This window comes from Sphingobacteriales bacterium, assembly GCA_016719635.1.
Taxonomy (GTDB): domain Bacteria; phylum Bacteroidota; class Bacteroidia; order Chitinophagales; family JADIYW01; genus JADJSS01.
The window spans coordinates 273915-296845 of sequence record JADJYT010000016.1; the positions used below are offsets into that span (position 1 = coordinate 273915).

Annotated in this window: 15 protein-coding genes and 1 pseudogene; 8 read left to right on the forward strand and 8 right to left on the reverse strand. The window is 42.5% G+C overall.

From position 1 onward, the window contains the following. Positions 1 to 105 precede the first annotated feature (105 nt). Both IPM95_15960 and IPM95_15965 read left to right on the forward strand, forming a co-directional pair. Positions 106 to 2193 (forward strand): annotated as a pseudogene (locus IPM95_15960) (sodium-translocating pyrophosphatase). A gap of 521 nt (positions 2194 to 2714) precedes the next feature. Further along, positions 2715 to 3140, forward strand: coding sequence for a hypothetical protein (locus tag IPM95_15965; GenBank protein ID MBK9330753.1), 426 nt, complete (start codon positions 2715 to 2717; stop codon positions 3138 to 3140). Positions 3141 to 3161: 21 nt separating this feature from the next. Here IPM95_15965 and IPM95_15970 read toward each other — a convergent pair whose 3' ends face one another. Both IPM95_15970 and IPM95_15975 read right to left on the reverse strand, forming a co-directional pair. Then, positions 3162 to 3872, reverse strand: coding sequence for a hypothetical protein (locus IPM95_15970; protein MBK9330754.1), 711 nt, complete (start codon positions 3870 to 3872; stop codon positions 3162 to 3164). Positions 3873 to 4024: 152 nt separating this feature from the next. Then, positions 4025 to 5518 (reverse strand): alpha/beta hydrolase, encoded by a 1494-nt coding sequence (locus IPM95_15975; protein ID MBK9330755.1) that lies wholly within the window; start codon positions 5516 to 5518, stop codon positions 4025 to 4027. A 145-nt stretch (positions 5519 to 5663) separates the two neighbouring features. Here IPM95_15975 and mfd point away from each other — a divergent pair, with 145 nt between their 5' ends. Next, positions 5664 to 9050: a transcription-repair coupling factor gene (gene mfd / locus IPM95_15980; GenBank protein ID MBK9330756.1), complete on the forward strand. Its 3387-nt coding sequence runs from the start codon at positions 5664 to 5666 to the stop codon at positions 9048 to 9050. A 189-nt stretch (positions 9051 to 9239) separates the two neighbouring features. On the opposite strand, the gene IPM95_15985 is transcribed toward mfd, so the two are convergent. From IPM95_15985 to IPM95_16000, 4 genes are read right to left on the reverse strand one after another with little or no spacing between them, the layout of a single operon-like run. After that, complete coding sequence (locus tag IPM95_15985) at positions 9240 to 10841, reverse strand: alpha-glucosidase (protein MBK9330757.1); 1602 nt, start codon at positions 10839 to 10841, stop codon at positions 9240 to 9242. Positions 10842 to 10888: 47 nt separating this feature from the next. Next, a complete protein-coding gene (gene hemN, locus IPM95_15990; GenBank protein MBK9330758.1) occupies positions 10889 to 12256 on the reverse strand; it encodes an oxygen-independent coproporphyrinogen III oxidase in 1368 nt (455 codons plus the stop codon). A gap of 43 nt (positions 12257 to 12299) precedes the next feature. Further along, entirely contained in the window at positions 12300 to 12896 is a 597-nt protein-coding gene (locus tag IPM95_15995) for an FMN-binding negative transcriptional regulator (protein ID MBK9330759.1), read from the reverse strand. Between the two features lie 37 nt (positions 12897 to 12933). Further along, positions 12934 to 13824, reverse strand: a complete 891-nt coding sequence (locus tag IPM95_16000) for a hypothetical protein (GenBank protein MBK9330760.1) — start codon at positions 13822 to 13824, stop codon at positions 12934 to 12936. A gap of 780 nt (positions 13825 to 14604) precedes the next feature. Here IPM95_16000 and IPM95_16005 point away from each other — a divergent pair. Beyond that, positions 14605 to 14862, forward strand: a complete 258-nt coding sequence (locus IPM95_16005; protein ID MBK9330761.1) for a hypothetical protein — start codon at positions 14605 to 14607, stop codon at positions 14860 to 14862. Between the two features lie 73 nt (positions 14863 to 14935). Here the strand turns inward: IPM95_16005 and IPM95_16010 are convergent, their stop codons facing one another. Next, positions 14936 to 15790 (reverse strand): SDR family oxidoreductase, encoded by an 855-nt coding sequence (locus IPM95_16010; protein ID MBK9330762.1) that lies wholly within the window; start codon positions 15788 to 15790, stop codon positions 14936 to 14938. Positions 15791 to 15812: 22 nt separating this feature from the next. After that, positions 15813 to 17840, reverse strand: coding sequence for an excinuclease ABC subunit UvrB (uvrB, locus tag IPM95_16015; protein ID MBK9330763.1), 2028 nt, complete (start codon positions 17838 to 17840; stop codon positions 15813 to 15815). Positions 17841 to 17946: 106 nt separating this feature from the next. Between uvrB and IPM95_16020 the strand changes: the two genes are divergently transcribed. The 4 genes from IPM95_16020 to IPM95_16035 all read left to right on the forward strand — a co-directional run bounded on the left by IPM95_16020 (position 17947) and on the right by IPM95_16035 (position 22925). Continuing rightward, complete coding sequence (locus IPM95_16020; GenBank protein ID MBK9330764.1) at positions 17947 to 19263, forward strand: T9SS type A sorting domain-containing protein; 1317 nt, start codon at positions 17947 to 17949, stop codon at positions 19261 to 19263. A gap of 10 nt (positions 19264 to 19273) precedes the next feature. Then, positions 19274 to 20566, forward strand: a complete 1293-nt coding sequence (locus IPM95_16025; protein ID MBK9330765.1) for a T9SS type A sorting domain-containing protein — start codon at positions 19274 to 19276, stop codon at positions 20564 to 20566. A 70-nt stretch (positions 20567 to 20636) separates the two neighbouring features. After that, positions 20637 to 21152, forward strand: coding sequence for a DUF5606 domain-containing protein (locus tag IPM95_16030; protein ID MBK9330766.1), 516 nt, complete (start codon positions 20637 to 20639; stop codon positions 21150 to 21152). A gap of 72 nt (positions 21153 to 21224) precedes the next feature. Further along, positions 21225 to 22925, forward strand: a complete 1701-nt coding sequence (locus tag IPM95_16035; protein ID MBK9330767.1) for a M3 family oligoendopeptidase — start codon at positions 21225 to 21227, stop codon at positions 22923 to 22925. Positions 22926 to 22931 lie beyond the last annotated feature (6 nt).

The following is a 22931-nucleotide window of genomic DNA, read 5'->3' on the forward strand; positions in this document are numbered from 1 at the left end:
AAACAAGGTGGCTTTTTTGTATTTTGGTTAACAAAACATCGGGTTGTTAATTATTCTAAACTTTGTTGTACTTTTGCACCGCTTTAAAAATCAAAATAATACAAGATGAACAGTTTATTTTATGTCGTTCCTTTTCTGGGAATTTTCGGATTGATAATCACAGCAATAAAATATGCTTGGGTTAAAAAACAAGATGCAGGTGATGAAAAAATGCAGGAACTGGCTGGCTATATCGCTGATGGCGCCATTGCATTTTTGAAGGCAGAGTGGAGAATTTTGACCTACTTTGGTATCATTGCCGCTGTTTTGCTGGCATTTTTGGGATGGAGAGGTGAAAATTCCAGCCCGATTATAGCTGTTGCATTCCTGATCGGTGCTATATTTTCAGCTACCGCAGGATATATAGGTATGAGAGTGGCAACATTAGCCAACGTGCGTACCACACAGGCCGCCAGAAGCAGCCTGGCAAATGCACTGAAAGTGTCTTTCACCGGGGGTTCCGTTATGGGATTAGGGGTTGCAGGATTAGCCGTTTTTGGATTAGGTGGTTTGTTTATCGTATTTTATTTCCTGTTTGCGAATGGTGCTGGCGCCAACAGTCATGAGATGCTGAAAGCAATCGAGGTACTGACCGGTTTCTCATTAGGTGCAGAATCCATTGCTTTATTTGCCCGTGTGGGAGGAGGTATATATACCAAAGCGGCTGACGTAGGCGCTGACCTGGTAGGAAAAGTGGAGGCTGGCATTCCGGAAGATGATGTTCGTAATCCTGCTACCATTGCAGACAACGTGGGTGATAACGTAGGAGACGTTGCCGGTATGGGCGCCGACTTATTCGGTTCTTATGTGGCAACCGTTTTAGCGACGATGGTATTAGGACAGGAAACCATTTCCAACGATAATTTCGGCGGAATGGCACCCATTTTATTACCAATGGCGATTGCAGGTATTGGAATCATATTCTCCTGGCTGGGTACTTTCTTCGTAACTATAAAAGATGACAAAGGAGATGTACAGGGTGCCTTGAATAAAGGAAACTGGGGTTCCATTATTCTGGTGGCAGTTGCCGCTTATCCTTTGGTTAAATATATTCTTCCGGAGCAACTGGAATTACGCGGGCATGCCTTTACTTCCACCGGTGTGTTTTTAGCCATCATGGTAGGATTGGTAGTAGGTACATTAATGTCCATCATCACAGAATATTATACGGCTATGGGTAAACGTCCTGTAATGTCTATCGTGCGTCAGTCCTCCACGGGTCACGCCACCAACATTATCGGCGGTTTGGCAATAGGGATGGAAAGTACGGTATTGCCGATTTTGGTATTGGCTGCCGGTATCTTCGGGTCTTATTATTTTGCAGGATTATACGGAGTGGCTATCGCCGCTGCCGGTATGATGGCAACTACAGCAATGCAGTTGTCTATCGATGCTTTCGGACCGATTGCAGACAATGCGGGCGGTATCGCCGAGATGAGCCAGCTGCCGGAAGAAGTACGCGGACGTACGGATATCCTGGATGCGGTGGGTAATACTACGGCTGCTACCGGAAAAGGATTCGCGATTGCTTCTGCGGCATTGACGTCCTTAGCTTTATTTGCAGCATTTGTCGGTGTATCCGGCATCTCTGCCATTGATATCTACAAAGCTCCTGTTTTAGCGGGCCTGTTTGTGGGTGGTATGATTCCGTTCATCTTCTCTTCACTGGCTATTTCTGCCGTGGGCAGAGCGGCCATGGATATGGTAAACGAAGTACGCCGTCAGTTCAGGGAAATTCCGGGCATCATGGAATATAAAGCCAAACCGGAATATGAAAAATGTGTGGCTATTTCTACTGAAGCATCCATCCGCGAGATGATGTTGCCGGGTGCTATCGCTTTGGTTACACCGGTTGTTGTAGGCTTTATCTTCGGACCGGAGGTATTAGGTGGTTTGTTGGCGGGCGTTACCGTTTCCGGTGTACTGATGGGTATGTTCCAGTCGAATGCCGGTGGCGCCTGGGATAACGCTAAAAAATCATTTGAGAAAGGCGTTGAAATCAACGGGGAAACTTTTTATAAAAAATCTGAGCCGCACAAAGCCGCTGTTACAGGTGATACCGTGGGAGACCCTTTTAAAGATACATCCGGGCCATCCATGAATATCCTGATAAAACTGATGTCTATCGTTTCATTGGTGATAGCGCCGTACATCAACGGAATCGGTTTTAATATGGATAAAGGGAATACTGCGGCTTCTGCAGCGTGCTGCGAAGGTATGGACAGGGAAGCCTGTGCTGAAGAAATGGAATCTTGTGATGGTAAAAACTGCACCTACTTACTGGATACGACTTACACCAATGCAGAAGGACAAACTATTGTAGAGAAAAAATGCATCCTGATGAAAGAAGATGCTGCCTGTGATCCTGAGGCTTGCAAAAAAGCAGGTTGTGAGAACCCGGGTAAATGCGATCCTGCATCGTGTGACAAACCTTGTTGTGCTTCGGGTAAACAACAATGCGCAGCCGGTGAGATGAAAAAAGAATGCTGCAAAAAGAAGACGGAAGAATAAGAATAACAGCATTGACAAAGCGTTTATAAGCCCTGTATTTTCAAGTACAGGGTTTTTTTATGGCACAATAATTGAACTTTTTAAACGTTTTTAACATTACTCTTACAGATAATATAGGGTAAATAAAATTTGTTAATTCAATTTATTATATTTAATTTTAAACAATGCGATTTTTAACAGGGATAGTATGCATGGTTTTATTTACCGGTGTTTTTGGTGCACAGGCCACCAAGGCGCTGGAAAGATACAAACCCGGCAACAGTCCGGCTCCTTGTGTACAGGCCTTTCTGAACGGCGACCTGCTTGCTTATGGTGCAGCCATCAACAAAAAGACAAAGGGCATCCTGACGGTTTCCAAAGACCACATCAACAGAATCTATTTCAACATCACCCTGAAATCGAATATCGGAAAGAAAGACGAACCGCCGATTTACCTGCGCTTTATCAAACAAAAACAACTGGATATCACCGAGCTGCTGGAGTATGCGGAGGACGGTGATGAAATCTACATTGAAGAGTTTGTCCCCTCTCTGAATAAAATAGATTTAAACTGCTCCCCCGCGAGTTTTACCGTGGATACCAGTTTATAAACAATACAACAAAATTATTTTTTAATAATAATCTATCGCATATTTGTACAATATAGCATTGACAGTGGTATCTGTAATGGTCATTCCTGTAACCTTGTTTTCTGAGTTTGTCTCGTAGGTATATCTTCGTTCCCCTGCTGTTCTCAGTAAGTTATAATTGGCATTGCAGGTTTTATACCCTAATAACCCAAACAAATACAAAGGATCAAACCGCAAAATAGACTGTTCCATTTCTAATCTTCCAAAGGCGCTTAGTGTAAATAAATTCTGAAAAGGTAGTTGATGGGAATTTAGCAAAGGGGTATATGAAAATATTAATGTATCGTAATATGTGTATATACTGCCATAGTAATCAGATCCGGTATTATTATATTTCATCTCTGTATTATTTTGTCCGTTAAAAAGTAAATCATACTCATTTATCGAAATTTTAAAAAGTGGATTGTAAGATAACAGGAATTTCATGGAATCAATGGTTGCACCGGTATAATTAAATCTGTACTTTTCACGGTATGCTAAACTGAAGCTGTCAAAGGTATAGACAGAAGTGATTTGGTTTTGTGGGTTAATGAATGCTGTGTATTTACTGTAAAAAACACTCGGCACATTAAATAGTATATCCACTTTATTTATGTCATGTTCTATGGTAAGTACGCCTAAAGTATCAAAATCAATTCTTGTTAATTTAGCATCTGTAGAGTCATAATGAAAATAATAAAATATGCTATTCATATTTTCATCCGGAGCCTGAATTAATTGTAATTTCTTTATTTTTCCTTTTAATGGGTTTGCAGGGGGAATTACATCGTTATTTGAGCACGAAGTAAACATTATTACAAGTACTAAAAACTTAAGTATTGAACTCATCTTATGCATTTTGTGAATTAATTATGCCCGTTTAACCACCGAACTACATCTTGGCGTACAGCCACTCTTAAGCCAAGAGGTATTGGACTATAGAAATATGCTCCATTCCACCCATGTTCAGCGTCATTATAAAGCTTAATAACATGTTTGTTGGTTAAGGTATTATATGTTACTGGTATTTGTTGATTTATGAAGGCATTAAAAAATGTATATGTTCCTATAAGTCCGCCATAAGCAGTATTAGCTAAGTTAGTACTCATCCCATCTGTAGATTTATTGTAAGGGACTAAATGATCTGCTACTCCATTCCCGTGCATGATAAAAGTTGGGATAATATTTGCACTGGTGGTAAGCTTTACTTTGGGACTATAAGCAGATAATGTTGTATTTGTTGAGGGGTTTAATATTTGTGATTTCATGCCTGATTGTATCAAATTAAATGATTTTATTATCTTCTTGTATGAAGGTTGATTTGCAGCTGTACAGTTAAAGGGTGAAACTGATTGATATATTGTATAAGGAGAACTTTCATCAAAGATATAGTAATAAGGCATATTGTTATTATAGAAATTTCCTGAACAAATAAACGGTACCGAATAATTATCTAAGGTATCCGCATATTGATTCATGTTAGTTGGGGCATACATGGAGACTACAGACTTAAGAAAAGTACTGTTTTGTGGTAATGAATATGCATATAGCAAAGCAAGATGACCTCCTGCGCTTTCTCCTAGAATATGAATTTTTTCAGCACTTACTGAGTATCCATATAAACAGGTATAAAAGTTTGCTCGAATGTGATTTATTGCATTCTGTATATCTGCAACTTGATCGTACCACCAATTTGTTGTTAGTGGAAACTCATTAATGTCATTGCCATAATCTATCAATCGATATAAAAGAGACACCACTACATATCCATTATTTAATAAATCTTTTACCATGCTCTCATTTGTATTATAATCAGCCCAATTATAAGGAAAGCCTAAAATAGAAACATCTTGTCCTGAAAACCAACCGCCACCGGGTATCATAACCACTACAGGGGAATTTGCGGTTACATTATTGGGCAAATAGACATAGTATCTCTGCCTGTCATCCGTCCCATATTGTCCAATATAATCTACTTTATTGCCAAATGCATCATAAGGGTAATAATAGGTGCCGGGATCTGGGTTTGTGGGAACTGTTAAGCAGATTCCGTTACAGCAATGAAAATCTTCTCCGCCACCACCACCGCCCGCATTAATACTAACAGCCGACCGCGAAATAGTATTTAGGTATTCAGGATTATATCTTAATATATCCCTTAATGGAGAGGTTAGCATGCTGAAATCTGTACTCTCTTCTTTTTTTGAAGCATCAGCAGATGTCCTTAAATGAGTACCAGCAGATTCTGTTACAACTGTTTCATTTATACTTACTTCTTTATCACAACTGATTAGAAGGACACTTAAAAGCAGGTATAAGAAAACGGAAATGCTATTTTCTTTGATATGCGATTTTTTCATTTTATACCATATTTATATTTTAAAGTTACTAATTTAAAACTAAAGATGCAAATATCCTTTTTATATATAAGCAACAAATTATTCCTTACCTTCGCACCGGCTTATTTTTTGCAGATTTTAGTTTTTGCAATAGCCAACCGAATACATGGATTTGCAGCAATTGTTGTTCCTGTTCCGTGATGATCAGCGGACACAGGAATTGTCACACCACCTTTCTTCTCCGCAGGCACGCGTCCTGCTGCGGGGGACTATTGGCTCTTCCGTCAATTTTATTACCGCTTCGCTGTTTCTGCAGGCAGAATATACACACGTCATTATTGCCCATGATGCCGAAGAGGCACAATATATTCAGAATGACCTGCAGCACCTCTTAGAGAAGAAAGAGATACTTTATCTGCCGTCTTCCTATAAAAAGCCATACGCCTTTGCGGAGCACAGTGGTCACCATATCTTATTGCGTGCGCAAACCCTGAACGCCCTGATGAATGCCAAGAAAGGCGGCGAACTGATTGTCACCTTTCCGGATGCCTTGCAGGAATTGCTGGTGCGCAAAGAGAAACTCATAGAAAACACCCTGTTCTTAAAAACCGGCGAAAAAATAGACGTGGATTTCATGCTCGATGTACTCCTTGAATACGGATTCAACCGCACGGATTTTGTGTACGAACCCGGTGAGTTTTCCATCCGCGGCGGTATCATTGATGTCTTTTCGTTCGGCAATGAATTGCCGTATCGTATTGAGCTGTTCGACAATGAAGTGGAAAGCCTCCGCACCTTTGATCCGGAAACGCAACTGTCGCAACGCAAGATTTCCGAGCTGACGATTATACCGAATATCAACGAACATTTTACACAGGAAACGACGGCATCCCTGTTTGAATTCCTGCCGGAAAATACCGTGTTCTGGTTCCGGGATGCTGTATTGTTCCAGGAGCTGTCGGAGAAACAGTATGACAGAGCTTTGGAAGAAATGGAACTCCTGAAGAATCCCCCTTCAGGGGGCAGAAAGGGGGTAGAACATCCGTTTCTGAATAAGGCATTGAACCAGCTCTTCGTCGCACCCGAAGAACTGATGAACGAATTGGCAAAGTATCGAATAATTTCGGCCTCACTGCTGCCGGCTGTACTTAAAGAAAAAGAAGAAAAACATATCACCTACCGCCAATCTCCCCAGCCGTCGTTCAACCGCAACTTTGATTTGCTGATTCAGGATTTAAGGCAGCAACGAAAAAATCATTTCCAATTATTTCTCTTCTCTGAAAACGCGCGTCAGATCGAACGGTTCCAGCATATTTTTCAGGATAAAAAAGCAGATATTAATTTCAATCCCTGCTATGTTGATTTGGCGCAAGGGTTTATAGACAAGGATTTACAGGTGGTGTGTTACACCGACCATCAGATATTTGACCGTTACCACAAATACAAAACCAAATCCGGATTTAACCGGACCAAAGCGATTACCATCCGACAGCTGAAAGATTTGAATCCCGGCGATTATGTGACACATATCGACCATGGCGTTGGCGTGTTCTCTGGCCTCGAAACCATTACCGTCAACGGACAGTCGCAGGAAATGGTACGCCTGATGTATAAAGACAATGACCTGTTGTATGTCAACATCAACTCGCTGCATAAAATTTCCAAATTCACCGGCAAAGAGGGGCATATTCCGAAAGTGAACAAACTCGGCAGCGACGCCTGGACCAACCTTAAGAACAAGACAAAGAAAAAAATCAAGGACATCGCGGCGGAACTCATCAAACTGTATGCGCAACGGAAAGTAGCCAAAGGCTATGCCTTTCACAAAGACACCTATCTGCAGGATGAGCTGGAAGCAAGTTTTATGTATGAAGACACCCCCGACCAGATAAAGGCTACCGCCGATGTGAAAGCGGATATGGAAAAGCCACATCCCATGGACCGGCTGATTTGCGGCGATGTGGGATTCGGTAAAACGGAAATTGCCATTCGGGCAGCCTATAAAGCGGTCACCAACAGAAAACAGGTAGCGGTTTTAGTGCCTACCACCATCTTGGCGTGGCAGCATTTCAAGACGTTTTCCTCCCGTTTGAAAGAGCAGGGTGTGGTGGTTGATTTTCTCAACCGCTTTAAATCCGCCAAAGAGAAGAAGGAAACGCTGGAAAAAACAAAAGAAGGAAAAACCGACATTCTAATTGGCACACATGCCCTGCTCAATAAAGAACTGATCTTTAAAGATCTGGGATTGCTAATCATCGATGAGGAGCAAAAATTCGGCGTTTCCGCGAAAGAAAAGCTGCGGCATATTTCTGCGAATGTAGATACGCTGACACTTACCGCCACACCGATTCCACGCACACTAAAATTTTCACTGATGGGTGCGCGCGATTTGTCCAATATCATGACACCACCCACCAATCGTATTCCTATTACGACGGAAGTACAGGTCTTTGATGTAAAAAAACTCAAAGAAATCATTGAGTTTGAGGTATATCGGGGTGGCCAGGTTTATTTCGTACACAACCGGGTAAAAGACTTGCCGGAACTGGAAACGGTACTGAGAAAGTTATGTCCGGATATCAGCATTAAAACAGCACACGGGCAACTGGAAGGCGATCAGCTGGAAGAAATCATGCTGCAGTTTATCAACGGAGAATTTGATGTGCTGCTGAGTACCAATATTGTGGAAAGCGGACTGGATATTCCAAATGCGAATACGATTATCATCAACAATGCACATCATTTCGGGTTGAGCGATTTGCATCAGCTGCGCGGTCGGGTTGGGCGTTCCAACAAGAAAGCATTCTGCTATCTGTTAGCACCTCCAAAATCCACGCTGACGGATGAAGCCCGAAAACGCCTGCAGACACTGGAAGAATTTTCCGATTTAGGTTCCGGATTCCAGATCGCCCTGCGCGATATGGACATACGCGGTGCGGGAAATCTGTTGGGTGGCGAACAAAGCGGATTTATCACGGATATCGGCTTTGAGATGTATCATAAAATCCTGGATGAAGCGATACAGGAATTAAAATATACAGACTTCAAAGAAGTCTTTAAGGAACAGATTGAAGAGCAAAAACAATTCGTGTATGACTGTACGATTGACACGGATGTGGAGATGCTCATTCCGCTGGAATATGTGCAGAATACGGAAGAGCGATTGCGATTGTACACAGAATTAGATGCCATTGAAAGCGAAGAAAAACTGCAGGCTTTCGCGAAGAAGACAGAAGACCGGTTTGGAAAACTGCCGAAACAAATCAGTGAGCTGTTTGACGGACTGCGCATCCGCTGGGTAGCCAAAAAAATAGGGTTTGAGCGCATTATCCTGAAAGGCGGGAAGCTGCGCTGTTATTTTTTAGACAATCCGAGATCTCCCTACTACGAAAGCCCCTATTTTCCAAAAGTGATGGCCTATATTCAGAATTCTAAAAAGAGGTGCAACCTGAAGCAAAGCGGCAACAGTCTGATACTGGTGTACGACAACATCAAAACCATGCACGAAACAGAATTGTTGTTTAAAGATATTGATGTGAATGTATTTGGGTAACCCACCCCTTAGTCCCCTCCGGGGAGGGGAAAGCGCAAGTGCATTTCTGTTCGGACTGTTCGTTTGTATTTTGTCATTTAAAAATTAAAAATTGTGCTGAAATTAAAATATTATGGCACTGTCCGAATCTCCCTTCAAGACGGGATTAAGCCTGCCTGTCAGCAGACAGGGGGTGTGTAAAATTCAGCCCTACACACGCAACAGCACGCCGCCAAATCCCTGTAACGTAATTTGATTGCCCGAAACAACGGATTGTTTTAAGGTGTATACCTTTTCTTTAATATTGAAATTTATCCTGGTGCCTCTGTCTTCGGAACTGAAATTTAAGATAATCAGTAATTTTTCTTTCGGCGAGCTGCGCAGAAAAGCCAGTAAATCCTTGCTGTCTGCAGAAAACACCTCGATAGAACCATCCTGCAGAGAAGTATAATCCTTTCGAAGCTGGTTCAGTTTTTTGAAGACATTGAGCAGTGACTGTTCATCCGCCTGCTGCTGTGCCACATTCCTGTTTTCCAGATCATCCGCTATCGGGAGCCATGTAGAACTGGCTGCCGAAAAGCCTGCATTTTTTCCATTGTTCCACTGCATCGGCGTACGGCACACATCCCTGTTGATGGGCACCGGAATCCGGTCGGCCAAAAACTGCGGTACCCAGGAAAAAGTATGAGCCAAAGCATCTTTCGCGATTTTAATGGGAATCTTCACATTGGTCATTCCAATCTCCTCCCCATAATAAACCGTAGGAACACCGCGCATGGTGTACTGCAGCAAAGCCAGCAGTTTAGCTTTCTCTAAATTGTTGCGGAGGCGGCCGATGCTGCGCAGCTGGTCATGGTTCGAGAATACGATAACCGGTGTATAGGGTTTCGGATATTCCTTTTCGTACTCCAGGATTTTTTTTCTGAAAAATCCGGCATCGAAATTAAACATGACCACATCAAATAAGAAAATGAGATGCAGCCCGTCCTGCCGTTCGCCGAGGTATTGTTTTTTCAGTTTGTGCTTTCCAAACACTTCTCCCAGCAGCAACCTGGCCGGTTGAAATTCATTTATGACGCTCCGCAATTCTTTCGCCAGCGTAAAATTCTCCGGTTGATTTACGGAATATTTTCGTACCTGAAAATTCCCGCCCGGATATTCTTCGCTGGGAATGGCACACAGGATGGAAAATGGGTTGTCGCGGAACTGCGGGTCTTTGATGATGCAGTTGAAAATATCCAACCGAAAACCATCCACGCCTTTTGCGAGCCAGAAACGGCAGGCATCAAACATCTGTTGTTTTACTGCAGGGTTCTGGTAATTCAAATCCGGCTGGAAGGGCAGGAAAGAGGCAAAATAATACTGGTCTCTTTCTTTGCAATAATGCCAGCCTTTCGGCCCTACAATACTTTTCCAGTTATTCGGTTGGTCGCGCCAGATATACCAGTCCGCTTTTGGATTAATCCTCGATGATTTGGACTCCAGGAACCAGGCATGCTGATCAGAGGTATGGTTCATCACCATATCAAATACAATCTTCAGACCTTTATCGTGACAGGCGGCAATCAATGCTTCAGCATCCTGCAGTGTACCATATTCAGGAGCGATATTGAAATAATCGGCGATATCATATCCAAAATCCACCTGCGGGGATGTGTAAAAGGGAGAAATCCAGATAGTCTCAAACCCGAGGTCTCGTATATAATCCAGTTTCTGAATGATACCGTTCAGGTCGCCGATGCCATCGCCATTGCTGTCATAAAAGGAACGGGGGTAAATCTGGTAGATAGCCGTTGTGTTATACCATGCCATGGAGTGAAAATACTAAAATAAAACAAGGATAAAAAATTTACGAAAGCTTATACAGCCTGGCTGAATTTGGGCGTTTCCTGTGGCGAGTCAGATATGGAATCGTTCATGCGCTTGTCAAAAACGGCACATATATTTCGCAGGAAACTCCAACCTGACGGCGTAACCCTTAGGGTGGTATTTTTCCAATCTATCAAACCGTCTTTTTGTAAATCTTCCAGCTGGTGTCTCATTTTTTCAGTCAATTCAAACTCGTTTTTCCAGTTTGTTTTCCCCTTACAGGCAATATGCAAAATCTGTTTGCGGTAAACGATATCCTCTTCTGTCAGGTTGATACCCCGATGTATAGGCAATGTGTTTTTTTCCAGGGCTTCATAATATTCTTCGACCGTTTTCAGGTTCTGGCGGTAGCCGTAAAAAACATCACTGATTGCCGAAACCCCTAATCCAATCAACACCTCTGTGTTGGTGGTGGTATATCCCATAAAATTGCGGTGCAGCGTTCCGTTGTTTTTACTGATCAACAATGCATCTCCCTCTAAAGCGAAATGATCCATCCCCACATCGGCATAGCCGGCCTTGACCAGCATAGCTTTACCCAATTCATATAATTCAAACTTCTCGTTACCTTTCGGCAAATCATTTTCGTCATATGCCCGCTGTGATTTTTTTGTCCAGGGTACATGCGCATAACTGTAAAATGCTATCCGGTTGGGTTTTAATTCAATGACAGATTGTATTGTCTGTTCTATACTTTCTTTTGTCTGAAACGGCAAGCCGTAAATCAAATCGAAGTTGACGGATTCGTAGCCGATCTCACGTGCCCATTCGGTCGCCTGTTTGGTCTTCTCATACGGCTGTATGCGGTTAATGGCGGTCTGTACCTTTATATCTAAATCCTGCACACCGTAACTCACCCTGCGAAAACCCCTACCATACAATGTTTGCAAATGTTCGTAGGTGGTGTTGTTCGGATGCCCCTCAAAACTAAACTCCCGTTCGGGATGTATGGCAACGTCTTTAAATAATTCCGTAAGGAAAGCTTGTAGGTTTTCCGGACTGAAAAAAGTGGGCGTTCCGCCTCCCAGGTGTAATTCCCGAATCACCAATCCTTCTCCGAAAATGAATTTATAGTGTTCCCATTCCTTTAAGAGATGGTCAATGTAAATGGTTTCGACACTGTGGTTTTTAGTGATGCGTTTATTGCATCCGCAATAGGTACACAGTTGCTCGCAAAAAGGCAAATGTATATAAAGGCTGATACCCTCTTTCGTTTTACCCGCATGGATTGCTTTCTGAATTTGAAGGGTCCAGTCTTCATTATCCGTCATGTTGTCCTGCCAGTACGGAACAGTAGGATAGCTGGTATACCTTGGAATAGGAACATTGTATTTTTCTATCAGCGGATTAAAAGCCATATGCAAAAATAAGGGGATTGCGCCAAACCAAGTATGATTTATATCACATCCGCCTGGCTAAATCATTTTTAAGGGGATCATTGCTGTCTTCCAGGTGCTTTTTTACGGTTTGTCTGTCCTGTTCGGATTTGTTCTGAGACAGTTTTTCCTTTCCTTGCAGTTCGCTGACTGTTATCTTGAAGGCTACGATACCTTTAAGCAAGCCATTCACATATTTTTCATCCAATGACCTGAACTGTTCCAGGTAAGAAGGTTCATAAGCCTGCATTTGTCTGTGAAGGACCATCAATTTTTCTTCATCGGTATGGTATAATTCTATTTTTCCATAGGCATGGACCGCCATAAAATTCCAGGTAGGAACATTCTGCGGATGCTCATACAATGTGGGCGAAATATAGGCGTGTGGTTCGGAGAAGATAACCAGCACATTCTGACCATCCATATTTCTCCATTGATGGTTTGTGAGAGAGAGGTGCGAATAGAGTACGATATCTTTTTCTTGCTTTTCTATCACAAAGGGCAAATGTGTCGCAAGAGGGCGATTGTCTTCTGCAGAAATCAGTACAGCAAAATTATATTGTTGCATGAATGCCAGCAGTTTGCCGGTATCTTTCTGCTCAAAATGTTTAGGTATGTACATATCCGCCCTGAATATTTGTCATTAAAGAATCCCGGAGCTACCAGGTAGAAATTGTTTTGACGACAACCGTATCTCTGTTGTCCGGTGTTTTCTCTAAAATACGGGTGTTGATGTTGCCGCTTCCGGCAAAATCAATCAGGTTCCTTCGTTGCCGGAACACCTCTTCGGGATGTGCCCTAAACTTTGCCAGCACCACCCATTTGCCTCTCTTGAAACTATACAGCAACACATCCCCCACCATTCCATCCGGCGATTTTATAACGATAGAAAAATCATCCGATCCGTCTCCGTCCACATCATTTTCATTTAAGACATTGACACCCACACATTGCGGTATCCTGATTTCCGGCAGATCTAAATTGGTAAAGGATATTTTTGTTTCCATAGTCACATATGTCCCCGAGGAGTCCGGTTCCGGTTTTAGAATGATAAGGTCTTCATTTTCTCCGTCACCGTTAAAATCGCCGGAAGACTGACTTTCACTTTCTTCAAACTCTTCGAACAAAGAAACCATCTCCGGCCGGCTGTCCGCCTCCTTGTCACTTTCTATAATTATATGCCAACTGCTGTCTGCCTGTTTTTTGAAAATGAGATACGAATGATAGACGTTGGGTTTGTTGTCAATAGTCACCAGTTTTAAGAACTCACATTTGTAATCGCCCGTATCAGAAGCATAAATTCCCACCCTTCCGATGATACGTTCTTTGTATGAGTCTGCTTTTCTTATCTTAAATACTTTAGTATCAATAACCGATTTTCTTGAAACTCTTTTTTTGAAAAACAGCACCGGGTCGTTGTAAAATTTATAGAGGCTGTCAATTCGGGTTGAGTCATGCGCTGCATTCCACTCATACACTACATCAATAACCGTTTGCTGTTCGGTGGGCAGCATTTTATAAGACTGTTTGATCTCGTCTTCCTTAGACAACACTGTTTTTTTTGCTTCATTATTACAGGAAGAACATGCTTGAAATAAAGAGAGAAGAACGGCGATAATTATGAAATAAGAATTTTTCTTCACACGGTATATTTAGTATCAAAGATAAGCATTAGATTAAAGTACCCGGTTATAATCGCTAATTTTTTTAAAAACAAATCCTCAATAGAGACAAGTGCCCTGCCGAAACTTCAGGGTTGCAGCAATAAAAAAATACGACAGCTGCATTTTGCATAAATAGAAAACGGAAGCGTGTGGCTTTGTAAAAAATGATTTTTACATGGTATTTTGAGGCATTGTAACAAAATATTTTTAAAAAAAATTTGCCCTTGTTGAAAACGTAAAGCATATATTTTTTCGACAAGGTGTAATAATTTTACAGGCAAGGGTTTATGGTTGTGTTTGTGTTTGTTTTAAAAAAATTTTTTTTGACATTCCCTGTAACATCAGTCTTTACTGGTTTTTCGTCCGGGCAAATGGAAGAAAATCTTTTATCAATGAATCCTTTTTGAATGATACGAAATATTGGAATGAAAAAATCAAACCTAAAAAAACCGTCTGAATTATTTTTACGAATAAAGACTGGCTTTACGTTATCCACAATTATCAACATTTATGAATAACTCAAGTATTGTATAAAATGAATAATGTATTACTTTTATATTGCAGAATAGTTAAAAGAGAATTTCAATCTGCATATAAAAAATAAAGTTCTCTGACAGAAATGTTTCGACTGTATAAAATGAAACAAAAAAACAAAATCAAAAAGCAATGGCAAAGAAAACAGCAAGCGCAAAGCCAGCAGCAAAAAAAGCTCCAGCTAAGAAAGCAGCAGCTCCAAAAAAAGCAGTAGCAAAAAAAGCTCCGGCTAAGAAAGCAGCAGCTCCTAAAAAAGCAGCAGCTCCTAAAAAAGCAGTAGCGAAAAAAGCTCCGGCGAAAAAAGCTCCGGCGAAAAAAGCAGCAGCTCCTAAAAAAGCAGTGGCGAAAAAAGCTCCGGCTAAGAAAGCGGCAGCTCCTAAAAAAAAGTAATCGCATCCGTGCGACGAAAACAATAAACCCGATACCTTTAAAGGTGTCGGGTTTTGTTTTTTAACCTTGCGATTTACAGAAATGAGAATGCACTGACACGCTCAGATTCCTTCCATAATAACACCTGTAAATTTATATCATAAGACGCCGATGATGATTTTTTAGCTTTACAGTTGTGAAAATACTTTCCGGTAATACCCTTCACTTCATCACTGCCCGCCAGGTAGATATGAGAACTCGCGCCTTTTTCTACCGTTAAACCAAATAATCTGGAAAAGGTACTCCAGGCCACTCCAAAGAATGTATTTCCATTCTTAGAGCCTATCGGTGTGTATACGAAACCGGGGTGCAGTGCATTGACGGTAATATTGAATGGTTTGGACTTCTCTGCGAGATAATAGGTGAATAGTACATTTGCCAGTTTGGATTGTTCGTAAGCTTTCAGTACAAAATAGTTTTTCTTTTTATAAAACGATTCTATGTCTATTGTCTTAGCCTGGTAATGGGAGTCGCTGGCAACATTAACAATGCGGGCGTCCGTGCCTTTTTTCAGCAAATCGAACAGGTAATATGTCAGCCAGAAATAATTGAAGTGATTGTTCGCTATCGTCATTTCTATCCCATCCGGAGACAGTTCAAATTTGGAAAACACGCCACCGGCATTATTCAGCAACACATCCAGCTTGCTGAAATCTTTTTTGATTTGTTCGGCAACCTGTTCCACTGATTTCTGAACGGCCAGATTGGCGACATACAAATGTATCTTGCTGTTGCCGGAAAAAGCCTGAATGCCTTTAACTGCCTGTTCTCCTTTTTCTCTGTTGCGGCACAACAAGATAATTTCATGACCCTGTTTGGCCAGTTGTCGGGCGGCTTCGAAACCTAAACCGGAATTGGCCCCTGTGATAAGAATGGTTTTATTGTTCATATAAAAATTTTATTCGTTATAATTAAATCCGCTCCTGCCATTTAAACATCTCATCCCTCAATCGTGCCGCTTCCATAAAGTCCATTTGCTGGGAAGCTCGCTGCATGGCTTTTTTAATTAGTGCTATCTTCTTTTCGATTTGTTCTTTAGTCATGTATGCCGCTTCTTCATCCGCTGCAAAGCTCATCTTCTCCGTTTCTTCTTTGTATTTTCTTTCTTCCCTGGTTTCCGGGCGTTGGCGGATATCCAAGATGGATGCGCGGTGCAAAATGTCTTCCCTGCTTCGAAAGATGGTTTTTGGAGTAATATGGTGTTCGATATTATAGGCAATTTGTTTCTCCCTTCGGCGGTTGGTTTCATGGATGGTTTTCTGCATCGATTTTGTAATGGTATCTCCGTAGAAGATTACCCGGCCATTGGCATTTCGCGCCGCACGGCCAGCTGTCTGTGTGAGCGAACGTTCGTTGCGCAGGAACCCTTCCTTGTCAGCATCTAAAATGGCGACCAGCGACACTTCCGGAATATCCAATCCCTCTCTTAATAAATTTACTCCTATCAGTACATCAAAATCACCGAGGCGCAACCCTTGAATGATTTCCACCCGCTCCATCGTATCCACATCGCTGTGCAGGTATTTGCATTTGATGTTGAGTTTGGTTAAATACTTGGCCAGTTCTTCCGACATTCTCTTGGTTAGCGTCGTCACCAACACCCGCTCATCCTCTTTTATCCGCAACTGTATCTCATGCAGCAAGTCGTCTATCTGGTTTATGCTCGGACGGACATCAACGGGAGGGTCTAACAGCCCGGTCGGACGAACCACCTGTTCAATAAATTCTCCTTCCGTTTTCATCAGCTCATAGTCACCCGGCGTTGCCGATACAAAAACAACCTGATTCAAGAGCGATTCAAATTCATTAAAATTCAGTGGGCGGTTGTCCATCGCACTCGGCAGCCGGAATCCGTATTCTACCAGATTTTGTTTTCTGCTCCGGTCGCCGCCGTACATGGCACCCACTTGCGGAATGGTTACATGGCTTTCATCCACCACGAGTAAGAAATCTTCGGGAAAATAATCTAACAGACAGAACGGCCGGTCACCGGGATTTCTCCGGTCAAAGAAGCGGGAATAATTTTCGATACCGCTGCAATATCCCAGTTCGCGTATCATCTCCAGATCAAAGTTGACACGGTCATCCAGGCGCCTGGCTTCCAGGTGTCTTCCAATGGAATTAAAATAGTCCACATGCGCTTTCAGCTCATCCTGTATCTCATGGATGATGGTTGGCAGCTGGTCGCGCGGAGCGATGTAGATATTCGCCGGAAAGATGGCGATATCTTTCATCTGTTCGATGCGTTTTCCAGACACCGGATCAAACGATTCCAGTTCCTCTATGTCATCACCCCAAAAGGTAATCCGATAGGCATAATCCGCATATGCCAAAAATACTTCTACCGTATCCCCAACCACCCTGAAGTTGCCGCGCTGGAAATCGGCAGTTGTTCTGGCATACAAAATGCTAACAAGATCAAACAGAAAAGTATTTCTGCTCAGGGTTTGCCCTTTCGTTATGCGGATGATTTGATTTTTATATTCAGCAGGGTTTCCCAAACCATAAATACAGGAAACTGATGCAACGACAATCACATCTCGCCTGCCGCTCATCAGTGAAGTGGTGGTACTGAGACGCAATTTCTCTATTTCCGCGTTGATGGACAAATCCTTTTCAATATAAGTATCCGTTACCGGGACATAGGCTTCCGGTTGATAGTAATCATAATAGGAAACGAAATACTCCACCTTATTCTCCGGAAAAAACTCTTTGAATTCAGTATATAATTGTGCGACCAATGTCTTATTGTGCGTCAGCACAAGTGTCGGCCGTTGTGTTCGTTCCACCACATTGGCAATGGTAAAGGTTTTACCGGAGCCTGTTACACCGAGCAGTGTCTGATATCTCTCTTCCTTTGAAACACCCCTTACAAGTTGGTCAATGGCGGCAGGCTGGTCGCCGGCAGGCTGATAGGAAGAATGTAGTTTGAATCGCATATATCACCATCAAAGATATACAAAAGATAAGAATGCACAATTGCTGATAAATACGGTATGGTTTACGTGGGAAATTTTAGTATTTTTAATTAACGTAAAGTATAGTATGCAGAAGGTTCTTTACACGCTTCTTCTTATTTCTTGTTTCTATGTTCCGGCAAAAGCGACAGACTGCTATAATGGCAGGTATAAGCACAAGGTGTTTTCTGACTTCACATTGGTGAATAATGTCATCTATGCACGTAAGCAGCGCAGCGACGGCATGTGGCAAAATTTAGGGTATGATGTGTATCTGCCCAAAAATGATACCGTTACCAACAGGCCGGTGGTAGTGTTGGCGCATGGCGGGGGATATATTGATTTATTGGATCAAAAAAGCCCGGATATAGCCGAACTGGCAATAGACTTAGTTTTACGCGGATATGTTGTCTTTTCTTTGGAATACCGTGAGGAAGGCAACCCGCTTTCCTTATTATCCGAAGAAAATATGGTGAAGGCTGTCGGTCGTTCGCTGATAGATATCCGGGATGCCACCTGTAGTATCATGGATACGACCATTAACCGCGGAAATCCTTATGGCGTGGACTACCATAAAGTGATAGTCGGGGGTGTATCGGCGGGCGCGGTCAGTTTTTTACATGCAATTTTCTTAGACAGCCTGAGTTGGATGCCTCCTCAATATCAGCAGTGGATTTTACAGGTAGAACCGAACTCACAGGCTTTATTAGATAACAGATACTGCGGTGCTAATGTGCTGGGCATGATTGGTATTTCCGGTGCCGTCATGGATACTTCCTGGATAAAACCAAATAGGGAATACCCTGCACTGCTCTTACAACACGGTACTGCCGATCCGATAGTTCCATACAATTATGACCGCCCTTTTCATTTACCGATGCTGCCCTATATGATGGGAAGTTATCTGGTGGATAAGCGCTTCCAGCATCTTGGCCTGCGCTCTGAACTGGAAACCTGGGTAGGTTATTCTCATGTTCCGTTTCTCGGAAATGACTTAAACCTCGCAGCACTGTTTACCAGAAATCCGCTGGCGCTAATCTTTAACAGGGTGGTGTTAGACAGTACAAAACGCCATGTAGCCAATTTTTGTTATAGCTTAATTGATTGCATTGAACGTACCACCGGCATCCGGGAAAATCTGATGGGTACGAATATTGGAGTATTTCCCAATCCGTCCAATGGAAACTTCCTAATTCAGGTTCCAAATGACACCAGAGCAAAAGATTGGAATCTGACTGTTTTTGATGTTGCCGGGAAAGAGCAATATCTTTCTTCTTATCCCGGAAATCCTGATTTTATCCAAATTGATAAACAATTGGGTTCTGGTATTTATTTTCTGAAATTGTTATTTGAAAAAGACGGCGAATCATTTGTGTATACCGGAAAAATAATAATTACCCAGTAAATCAATTTACATGCAAAGAATACTTTACCTGCTGCTTTTTATTTTCATCCTTACGTTATGGTCAAATGCCGACGATTGTACGAACGGCCGATATTTGAATCCCATCTTTCAGCGGGTGGATGTGACCAAAAATATTATTTATGCCCGTAAAAAACAAAGTGACGGTCAGTATATAGATTTGAAATACGACATTTACCAGCCGAATGGGGATACATTGGCAGAGCGGCCGGTTATGCTGTTGATACACGGCGGGGCTTATCTGAAACTATTAGACCAAAACAGCCCTGATATCGTATTGTTATCCGAATATTTTGCCAAACGCGGCTATGTCTGCGTATCGATTGATTACAGACAAGAGACCAACCTGTTGGGATTGTTATCGGAAGAAACGATGGTAAAGGCGGTTTCACGAGCGCTCATTGATACGAAGGAAGCCGTGGATCATCTGGTCAGCACCTACCAGGCAGGAAACCCCTATCGTCTGGATACTTCCAAAGCCATTATAGGCGGTGTTTCGGCAGGTGCCGTTTCCACCATGTTTATCAGCTTTCTGGATAGCTTGCAGATGCTGCCAGCCCAGTACCAGCAATGGATAATCGAGGCCAACGGCCCGGAAGCCGACTCCATCCTGCGTCATAAATTTGATTTCATCAAACCCAAAATAGCCGTCAGTATTTCAGGTGCCGTACTGGATACCGCCTGGATTAAACCAAACGGAATAGATTTACTGCTGGTGCATGGTTCAGCAGATGAAATTGTTCCATACAAATATGACCACCCGTTCCATCTGCCGATGCTGCCTAAACTGTATGGCGGAAAGCTGCAATACCCTGTTGCCGTTCAGAAAGGGATACGCTGCGAATTTGAGGACTGGATTGGAAAAGGGCATGTCCCATTCTTCAACCTGGATTTGGGAAGTATCCTGACGCTCAATCTGATAAACTATACTCTGTTAGACAGCACAGAAAGGCATATTGCTAACTTCTGCTACAAACTATTTGACTGTGACAGCCGTACCACTTCTGTAAAACAAAATCTAATATCCACGCCGCTGGACTTGTTCCCCAATCCAAGTGCAGGAAATTTCTATGTTACACTACCTAAAGAAACCAAAGCGGACAAATGGATGTTGGAGGTCTATGATTTTTCAGGTAAAGTCCAGTATTATAACACATTTCCCGGAAACTCAGGGGTAGTTTCTGTTGAAAGGTCTTTACCGGCAGGTATGTATTTCATAAAACTTTGGCATGAGAGGAATAATCAGGCAGATGTGTATACCGGTAAGATACTAATTACCCGATAGTTATACCTTAACACTTTTTACCCATGACTTTACGCAACAATTTCCTACTTTTGCGTAATAATATAAGTATATGGAATTCAGAGAAATTATTGCCGTAACAGGAATCAGTGGGTTAAAAAGATTAGTAGCCAACAGAAATGACGGATTGATACTGAGCGAACTGGATGGAGAAAACAAGAAATTTTATTCCAACCGCCAGCATATGTTTTCGCCTTTAGAAAATATTGCCATTTATACCGATGAAGATACCGTGCCCTTGCTGGAGGTGCTGATTGAAATAAAAAACCAGAAAGCAACCCTTCCGCCAGTGGAACCAAATGCATCCAATGATGAGCTAAGGAATTACCTGGGGAAAATCCTCCCCAACTTTGACAGGGAAAGGGTGAACATCTCGGATATCAAGAAATTAATCAAGTGGTTTGCCATCCTGGAAGATATGGATGTGCTGAAAAAACCGGAAACAACGGAAGAATCTAAAGCGGTGGTGAAAAAAGAACCAACACATGTTCCTAAAACGCCGGCTAAAGATATGGTGGTACATCAGCAATCGGTAGCCAAACCAAGGATGACAAAAAATAAAGTGTAACAAACAAGGACACAGCCATGAAGGTTTTATTCAGAAGCCTTCATGGTTTTTTATTTATAAAATACTATTCCTATGAAAACCATCACCCGTAATAAAAGAAATTATCTGGCAGAAGATTTAATCATAAATACCTGGAATGATATATCCTCGTATTACGATAAGCTTTCCAACAGAATATTTGAAGACAAGGAGGAGTTGTTAAGATGGATGGCAGACAGAAGCGAAACGGATGCGGCGCTCGATGAAGAATACCGCTGGAGGTACATCCGTCAGACCTGCGATACGGAAAATGAAACCCATACGAAAGTGTATGAAAATTTCATCGAACACATCATGCCGAAATGGATGTCCGCAACTAATGGACTGAACAAAAAAATGGCGGAATGTACATTTGTCCGGGAGTTGGACGCAGACCGCTTTTATGTTTATCTCCGCAGCCTGAAGACACAACTACAGATATTTCGGGAAGAGAATATTCCGCTTTCCCAACAGACGCAACTCAAATCGCAGGAATATGGCAGCATTATCGGTGCGATGACCATCACACACGATGGCCATGAATATACCCTTCCGCAGGCAGCTGTATTCTTACAAAATCAGGACAGGGAACTACGCCTAACCATTTTTGAGAAAACGGCCCATCGACGTCTGCAAGACAGAGACAAGCTGAATAACCTGTTCAATGAACTGGTACAGATACGACATCAGATGGCGTTGAATGCTGGGTTCAGCAACTTCAGGGACTATATGTTTGCCGAGCTTGGCCGGTTTGATTATGATGTCAAGGCATGCGAACAGTTTCATGAAGCCATCAAGACAGAGGTGCTGCCGTTAGTGAAACAAATCCATCAGAAGAGAAAGGCACAACTGAAGGTGGAGACACTCTATCCATACGATTTGGAGGTTGATGCACAAAACCTCCCTGCGCTGAAACCATTTAACACACAGGAAGAGCTGGTGAAGAAATCCATTGAGTGTTTAAATACGGCAGATTCATTTTTCGGGCAATGTATTTCCATCATGAATAACATGGACTACCTCGACCTGAGCTCGCGAAAAGGGAAAGCTCCGGGCGGTTACAATATGACCCTGCCGGAAATTGGGGTACCTTTTATATTTATGAATGCCGCCGGTACGCAGCGTGATGTGGAAACCATGCTGCACGAGGCCGGGCATGCGGTACACTCTTTCCTGATGCGCGACCTGCAATATAATTTCGATCAGGACATCTCCTCCGAAACCGCTGAGCTGGCTTCCATGAGTATGGAATTGATGACCTTCGACGGGTTGGATGCATATTATGATGATGCGAATAAGAAGCGTGCAATAGAAACCCACCTCGAGGGGATCATTACCATGCTGCCCTGGATTGCATTAATCGATAAATTTCAACACTGGATCTATCTGCACCCAACCCATACGACAGAACAAAGGGAAAACAAGTGGGCAGAACTGCATGAAGAACTGAGCAGCGGCGAAGTGAGTTGGGAAGGATATGAGGATCTTAGAAAATGTTTCTGGCAGAAGCAGCTTCATATCTTTGAAGTGCCATTTTACTATATTGAATATGGCATTGCACAGTTAGGAGCCATTGCGGTATGGCGCAACTTCAAACAGAATAAACACAAAGCCATTCAGGATTATAAAGATGCACTAAGCCTGGGGAGTATGAAGAGTATACCGGAAATTTATAAAGCTGCGGGGGTGGAATTTAATTTTTCCCGGGAATACGTTCGGGAACTGATGCAGTTTTTGAAGAGTGAGCTGGTATAAAAAGAA